Origin of the sequence: Mesorhizobium sp. M0174, assembly GCF_040322275.1 — a bacterium.
Lineage (GTDB): Bacteria > Pseudomonadota > Alphaproteobacteria > Rhizobiales > Rhizobiaceae > Mesorhizobium.
The window spans coordinates 1-6654 of sequence record NZ_JAMYTB010000049.1 but is presented as its reverse complement, the minus strand read 5'-3'; the positions used below and the strand labels follow the sequence as shown (position 1 = coordinate 6654).

The 6654-nt window shown below is 62.3% G+C and carries 7 protein-coding genes and 2 tRNA genes; 3 read left to right on the top strand and 6 right to left on the bottom strand.

The window, feature by feature from the left end; all coding sequences use genetic code 11:
• Positions 1-110 precede the first annotated feature (110 nt).
• Together NKJ13_RS31185 and NKJ13_RS31180 are read right to left on the bottom strand one after the other, a co-directional pair.
• Positions 111-187, bottom strand: a tRNA-Arg gene (locus NKJ13_RS31185).
• Positions 188-237: 50 nt separating this feature from the next.
• Positions 238-543 (bottom strand): ETC complex I subunit, encoded by a 306-nt coding sequence (locus NKJ13_RS31180; protein ID WP_352479279.1) that lies wholly within the window; start codon positions 541-543, stop codon positions 238-240.
• Positions 544-703: 160 nt separating this feature from the next.
• Between NKJ13_RS31180 and NKJ13_RS31175 the strand changes: the two genes are divergently transcribed.
• A tRNA-Pro gene (locus NKJ13_RS31175) sits at positions 704-780 on the top strand.
• 125 nt (positions 781-905) lie between these two features.
• On the opposite strand, the gene NKJ13_RS31170 is transcribed toward NKJ13_RS31175, so the two are convergent.
• Positions 906-1733: an alpha/beta fold hydrolase gene (locus tag NKJ13_RS31170; RefSeq protein ID WP_352479278.1), complete on the bottom strand. Its 828-nt coding sequence runs from the start codon at positions 1731-1733 to the stop codon at positions 906-908.
• Positions 1734-1862: 129 nt separating this feature from the next.
• On the opposite strand from NKJ13_RS31170, the gene NKJ13_RS31165 reads away from it, so the two are divergent.
• Complete coding sequence (locus tag NKJ13_RS31165; protein ID WP_352779500.1) at positions 1863-2864, top strand: GlxA family transcriptional regulator; 1002 nt, start codon at positions 1863-1865, stop codon at positions 2862-2864.
• A gap of 197 nt (positions 2865-3061) precedes the next feature.
• On the opposite strand, the gene hdaA is transcribed toward NKJ13_RS31165, so the two are convergent.
• From hdaA to NKJ13_RS31150, 3 genes are read right to left on the bottom strand one after another with little or no spacing between them, the layout of a single operon-like run.
• Complete coding sequence (gene hdaA / locus NKJ13_RS31160; RefSeq protein ID WP_254820322.1) at positions 3062-3763, bottom strand: DnaA regulatory inactivator HdaA; 702 nt, start codon at positions 3761-3763, stop codon at positions 3062-3064.
• A 5-nt stretch (positions 3764-3768) separates the two neighbouring features.
• Positions 3769-4995, bottom strand: a complete 1227-nt coding sequence (locus NKJ13_RS31155) for an AI-2E family transporter (protein WP_352740314.1) — start codon at positions 4993-4995, stop codon at positions 3769-3771.
• Positions 4967-5524: a CDP-alcohol phosphatidyltransferase family protein gene (locus NKJ13_RS31150; RefSeq protein ID WP_023677645.1), complete on the bottom strand. Its 558-nt coding sequence runs from the start codon at positions 5522-5524 to the stop codon at positions 4967-4969. Before NKJ13_RS31150 ends, NKJ13_RS31155 begins: the two co-directional genes overlap by 29 nt.
• A 236-nt stretch (positions 5525-5760) precedes the next feature.
• Between NKJ13_RS31150 and NKJ13_RS31145 the strand changes: the two genes are divergently transcribed.
• Positions 5761-6417, top strand: coding sequence for a glutathione S-transferase family protein (locus NKJ13_RS31145; RefSeq protein ID WP_352740315.1), 657 nt, complete (start codon positions 5761-5763; stop codon positions 6415-6417).
• Positions 6418-6654 lie beyond the last annotated feature (237 nt).

Here is a 6654-nt window from a genome sequence, read left to right as displayed (position 1 = left end):
CTGGAACAGAGAACCTTGCAGACCATCGACAACCCGTTCGGCACGAGGTTGTCACCCATGTCTTAGGTACATTCTGTTACCCATGTCTCCGGGTCGTACCCTGAAGATATTGGCGATCCCGACAGGATTCGAACCTGTGACCATCGGCTTAGAAGGCCGGTGCTCTATCCAGCTGAGCTACGGGACCACTGGCCGGCCGCATGACCGGCGGATTGTGCCGGCAGGGCCGGTATGGGATCAATGCGTCCAGGGCGTCCTGCGGTCATAGCGGAAATTCTCCGCATAGGAAATCTGGCGGCGCTTGATTTCCTTCGGCTCCTCGACGCGGAAAGCCAGGCCTTCCTTCTCGGCATAGGCGACCGCCTCTTCTCTTGTGTCGAAGGTCAGTCTGATCTGGCTTCGCATGTCGCCGGACGTGGTGTAGCCCATCAGCGGATCGATCTTCTTGCGCTGCTCCGGATCGAATTCCAGCACCCAATGGCCGGTCTTGGCCTTGCCGGACTGCATCGCGGTTTTGGCTGGGCTGAAAATGCGGGCTGACATGACCACCTCATTGCTGGTTGCAAGCGCACGACCGCGACACCAGATTACTGTTCTCTGGCCATGCACTAGCCCGTCATTACTGCGCAATGCCGCCGGCAGCAAGGCCGATGGCTTTTTACGCTTGCTTTGGTGGGCTGAAATCACTAGGCAACAGACCGTTCGGAGTGTAGCGCAGCCTGGTAGCGCATCTGGTTTGGGACCAGAGGGTCGGGAGTTCGAATCTCTCCACTCCGACCATTCATCAAGCGAACCTCGTCGGCAGCGCAAGCGGATCACGCTCGAGCGTGATCCGCCGTCGCCGGTGATGCGTAAGCGACGGACGGACAGCACGAGCCTGCGCTGCCCGTCCGATACCCAAGCCGTCAGCCCTGGATGAAGGCCAGCAGATCCGGATTGATGATCTCCGGATGGGTGGTGCACATGCCGTGCGGCAGGCCCTTGTAGACCTTGAGCGTGCCATGCTTCACCAGCTTGATCGCAAGCAGCGCGGAATCGGCGATCGGCACGATCTGGTCGTCGTCGCCGTGCATGATCAGGACGGGCACGTCGAGCTTCCTTAGATCGTCGGTGAAGTCGGTCTCGGAAAAGGCCTTGATGCAGTCGTAATGGGCCTTGGCCCCACCCATCATGCCCTGGCGCCACCAATTGTCGACGGCGCCTTGCGAGACCTTGGCGCCCTCGCGGTTGAAGCCATAAAACGGGCCGGCCGGCACATCCCTGTAGAACTGGGCACGGTTAGCGGCCAGAGCCGCGCGAAAGCCGTCGAAGACTTCGATCGGCAAGCCACCGGGGTTGCTGTCGGTCTTGACCATAATCGGCGGCACGGCGCCGATCAGCACCGCCTTGGCAACACGGCCGCCGCCGCCATAAAGCGCGACGTAACGCGCCACCTCGCCGCCACCGGTCGAGTGGCCGATGTGGATCGCATCCCTGAGATCGAGATGCGCCGCCAGCGCCGCAACATCGGCGGCGTAGGTGTCCATCTCATTGCCGGTCGCGGTCTGCGACGAGCGGCCGTGGCCGCGGCGGTCATGTGCGATGACGCGGTAGCCCTTTTCGAGGAAGAACAGCATCTGGTTGTCCCAGTCGTCTGAGCTCAGCGGCCAGCCGTGATGGAACACGATCGGCTGGCCCTTGCCCCAATCCTTGTAGAAAATCTCGGTGCCGTCATGGGTGGTGAATGTGCTCATCGTCCTACTCCTTGATGGAAAAGTTGGGGGTAACAGGGAAGCTTTTAGCCCCCTCAGCTGGAAAAATTATAACAGTGCGGTCAGGGTGAGCATTGGCAAAACGGACATTCAACGTGGCAAAACTGACAAATGACGGCTGCGCGTGATCTGATCGAAATCGGCCTCGTCTTGTATCCCGGCGTGCAGGAAGCAGCCGTGCTCGGCCTGACCGATCTTTTCATGCTGGCAAACCGGCTGGCTGTCGAGCGGTTGCCGGACGCGTTGAGGCTTCGCGTCAGTCATTGGCAATTGGAGGACGCGGGCCACACCGTAGTCCGCAGCTTCGACAGCGACCCCGGCGCCGGCAATGAACCAGCCATGGTTATCCTCCCGCCGACCTTGGGAGATCCGATCGCTCGGGAAGCAGCCGCGCCCTATGCCGGCTGGCTCAGGGATCGTCATGCGGCAGGCGCGACGCTCGGTTCGGTCTGCGCCGGCGCCTTCGTGCTTGCCGAGACCGGCCTGTTGTCCGGTCGCGCCGCGACGACGCACTGGGCTTATCGCGACGCGCTGGCGCTACGCTTCCCAGACATCCTGCTCGACGCCGACAGGCTGGTCATCGACGATGGCGATATCATTACCGCCGGCGGCTACATGGCCTGGACCGATCTCGGCCTGAAGCTGGTGGACAGGGTGCTCGGGTCAGCCGTCATGATGGACACGGCGCGTTTCATGCTTGTCGATCCACCGGGCCGCGAGCAACGTTTTTACAGCCCGTTTGCGCCGCGATTGACCCATGACGACGAAGCGATCCTCAAGGTGCAGCACTGGCTGCAGGCGAACGGCGCGCGCGACGTGACGCTTGGCGCCATGGCCGAGCGTGCGGGGCTGGAGGAGCGGACCTTTCTGCGACGCTTCCGCAACGCCACTGGCCTCAGGCCGACCGAATATTGTCAGCACCTGCGGGTCGGCAAGGCGCGCGAGATGCTGGAAACCACGATGCGATCGATCGACCAGATCGCCTGGGAGGTCGGCTATGACGATCCCGGCTCCTTCCGCAAGGTATTCGCCAGGATAACCGGCCTGGTGCCCGGCGATTATCGCCGGCGCTTTGGCGTGGAACGAGCCGCGATTGCAGGAGGTGAAAGTTGAGACCTGCCGCCGCAATGGCGCTACCAGATGCATCTGACGGCAAGCTCGCCGGGCGAGAACCCCAACCACTCCATCCCGGCGAGCCTACTACCTGATTTGATACGCAATCAGGACCGGGATTAGCCGGCAAGCTCTTTCTTGCAAGACAGATGCCAGCCTTTTTTCCCAAAATGGGACGGCGGCTGAACTGGAATCCTCTAAATCTCGAACTCGCCCTGCCCTTCATCCATGGCGCTGACGGTCTCGGCTGCCAGGGCGCGGGTGATCGGCGTCTTGCGCTCGAGCGCGGTGCGGTCGAGCCGTTCGACCACCCGCATTGCGGTGGCCAGCGAGCGTTCGATGCGGCGCACCAGATATTGCACGACATGCGGCTCGACCTCGACCTGTCGATCGGCGAACAGCTTTGTGATGACGCCGGCCAGCAAGAGGTCGTCGGGCTCGTGGATCTCGACGGTAGCCGCCGCCTTCAGCCGCGATGCCAGGTCGGGCAGCCGGACGCCCCAGGCAGAGGGAAAGCGGCGCGCCGTCAACAGTAAGGTCGAGCCGGCGCCGCGCACCGCATTGATCAGGTGGAACAGACCGTGCTCGTCGACCGGGCCGGCATCGACATCGTCGATCAGGGCCGGATGCGCGCCGAGATTTTCGATGCAGTCGCCGATGCGGCCGGCCTCCACTTTCACCGCGTCGGCGCGGGTCCGCCAGATCGAGGCCAGATGGGTTTTTCCGGAGCCGGCCGGCCCGGCCAACACGACAACCGGCGACGGCCAGTCCGGCCAGCGGTCGACAAGCGCCGCCGCCTGGCTGTTGGTGCTGGAAACGACAAGCTCGTCGCGCGAATAGCCGGTGCCGTGGCCTAGATCGAGCGGCAATTGGCGCGGCGGATCGATCTTGTCCGGCATCTGGCTCAACCGCGCGCGCCCCCGCGGCGGCGCACCTGCAGCGGCGGCACCGGCTCGTCGGCGTGGCCCTTGTAGAGCGGCGATTCGAGATAGCGCGCAATGGCGAAGCGCACCAGAACGGCAACGGCGGCGGAAGCCGGAACGGCGATCAGCAGGCCGACGAAGCCGAACAGCGCGCCGAAGGCAAACAGCGCGAACATCAGCCACACCGGATGCAGACCGACGCTTTTGCCGACCAACCGCGGCTGCAGGATATTGCCCTCGATGAACTGGCCGACGAAGAACACGCCGGCCACCGCCGCAATCATGGTCCAGTCCGGCCAGAACTGGACGAAGGCGACGCCGACGGCCAGCACCAGGCCGGTCAGCGAGCCGACATAGGGGATGAACGAGATCAGCCCGGCAAACAGGCCGATGAGGATGCCGAAATTCAGGCCCGTCAACGTCAGGCCGGTGGCATACATGGCGCCCAGCACCAGGCACAGCGTGCCCTGTCCGCGCACGAAGCCGGCGGTTGCCGTGTTGATATCCCTGGCGATCGCCCTGACGGTCTTGACATAGTCGCGTGGCACCCAGCTGTCGACGATTGCCACCATGCGGTCCCAGTCGAGCAGCATGTAGAAGGCGACGACCGGCGTCACCACGAACAGGCTGACGACCGAGACCAGCGCAACGCCGGAGCTCCAGATCGAGGTGAAGACGGTGGTCAGGAGGCCGAAGCCGGAGGTCAGCAGCGAGTTCAAGCCTTCACGCAGGCCATTGGCGTCGACGCCGAATTTCTCTTCCAGCCATTTCGGGTCGAAGCTGGTGATCAGGCTCTGCAACCGGGTCAGATAGTCCGGCAGCTTGCTGGCGAAATCAGCCATCTGCGAGGCGAGCACCGGAACCAGGATGACGACGGCCAGCACCAGGACGACGATAAAGGCGACGAGGATGACCACCGTCGCCATCAGCCTGGACAGGCCGAGACGCTCCAGCCGGTCGGCGACAGGGTCGAGGAAATAGGCGAGCACCATGCCGGCAACGAAGGGCAGAAGGATGCCGCTGAAGACGTAAAGGAAGACGGCGAGGATGATGGCGCTGACCAGCCAGAAGCGGATCTGCCGGCGAAACGACGCCGATGCCGCAGCCTCCGCTGCCGCGGCTTCGGCCTCGGCGTCGATGGACCGTTCGTCAGGTGCCCGATGTTCAGGTGCCCCGCGTTCAGGTGCCGGGTGTGGAGCCTTCGCCATAGCCGCTCATATGCCTCAGCCAAGCCACGAGATAGGCCGCGGCCGAAGCCACGGTCAAGACCCCGGACAGCAATATGAGGGCCGGCCTCAGCGGATCGAGACGGATGTCGAAGGCCAGTTCACCCAGCACCACTGCCGCCAGTACGATCTGAATCGCGGTGTTGGCCTTCGACACCAGGAGCGGCTTCATCTCAACCGGATGCGCCATGACGGTGGATAGAAGCACGGCGCAGACGATCAGTGCGTCGCGCGACACCATGGTAACGACCAGCCACAGCGGCAGTTCGCCACTGAAGCCCAGGACCACGAAAACCGAGACCAGCAGCAGCTTGTCGGCCATGGGATCGAGATAGGCGCCGAGCCTGGAAAACTGATTGAAATGGCGGGCGATGAAGCCGTCGACGCCGTCGGAAATGCCGGCAATGAGGAAGCCGGCAAACGCCCAGTCCCAGCGTTCCTGCAGCATGGCCAGCACCACGGCCGGCACCAGCACGAAGCGCATGATCGTGATCATGTTGGGGATGGTCAAACGCATATCCCGTCGCTCTTGTTTGTCGATACATGATGGAGATGGAGGGCGACGGCAAGTGAGAAGCGACACAGAAGCTGCCAATCACCCCTCGAGGGCGCCAGCAATGAAATAGGTCAAGACAAATGAAATAGGTCAAGACAGATGTCGATTTCGGGGAGGCTCATTCGTCTCACGATGGGAAGCCGAAGAATTCGCCCAGACCTTCCTGGACCGCGAGCAAGGAAACGGACGCGATGACAATCACTATCACAGCTTTTGAACGATCGCCCGATGGCGGCAAGGGACTGGCGCGCGATACGCGCGTTCGCTGGGCGCTCGAAGAAGTGGGGCAGCCGTATGAGGTTCGTCTTGTTTCCTTCGCAGAAATGAAGGCGCCTGGCCATCTGGCCATCCATCCCTTCGGCCAGATCCCCACCTATGAGGAAGGTTCTCTCTCGCTGTTCGAAACCGGCTCGATCGTCTTTCATCTTGCTGCGCAGCATACGGGATTGCTGCCGAAGGATCGCAGTGCCCGCGCGCGTGCGATCACGTGGATGTTTGCCGCACTTAACACCGTCGAGCCGCCGATCCTCGAATTAACGACGGCAAGAATATTCGAACGTGACAAGCCTTGGAGCGAGGAGCGCTTGCCGTTGGTAAAGGACCGTGTTCGGGCTCGGCTGGACAAACTCTCGGCCCACTTAGGCGTCGCCGACTGGCTCGATGATACGTTCAGCGCGGGCGATTTATTGATGGTGTCAGTGCTGCTGCGACTAAGAATGTCCGGCATTTTGGACGAATATCAAAACTTGGCTGCCTATGTAGCGCGCGGGGAAGCACGGCCGGCTTATATCCGGGCTTTCACCGCGCAATTTGCGATCAACGCCCCATCAACCAGCATTACCTCATAAAGCTGAGCCGACAGCAGGGCTTTCTCATTGATCTGGAACCCGGTTGGGGGTTTGACCTGGATGCGCAATGGTGCCGATCGGCAGGTCGGCGGGACAGCGCCCCCTCTCGCCTGCCGGCCATCTCCCCCTCAAGTGGGTGTTTGGACCGGGGACATCGCGAACAGCTGTGCGAGGACATCGCGAACAGTTTGCCATCCTATCGTTGGCTTGCATTGAGGTCGATGGTCTGGATTTTCT

Excerpts from the sequence above, each read along its gene's own strand:
- NKJ13_RS31180 (WP_352479279.1), bottom strand. The coding sequence starts at position 543 with ATGTCAGCCCGCATTTTCAGCCCAGCCAAAACCGCGATGCAGTCCGGC.
- NKJ13_RS31170 (WP_352479278.1), bottom strand. The coding sequence starts at position 1,733 with ATGAGCACATTCACCACCCATGACGGCACCGAGATTTTCTACAAGGAT.
- NKJ13_RS31165 (WP_352779500.1), top strand. The coding sequence starts at position 1,863 with ATGACGGCTGCGCGTGATCTGATCGAAATCGGCCTCGTCTTGTATCCC.
- hdaA (WP_254820322.1), bottom strand. The coding sequence starts at position 3,763 with ATGCCGGACAAGATCGATCCGCCGCGCCAATTGCCGCTCGATCTAGGC.
- NKJ13_RS31155 (WP_352740314.1), bottom strand. The coding sequence starts at position 4,995 with ATGGCGAAGGCTCCACACCCGGCACCTGAACGCGGGGCACCTGAACAT.
- NKJ13_RS31145 (WP_352740315.1), top strand. The coding sequence starts at position 5,761 with ATGACAATCACTATCACAGCTTTTGAACGATCGCCCGATGGCGGCAAG.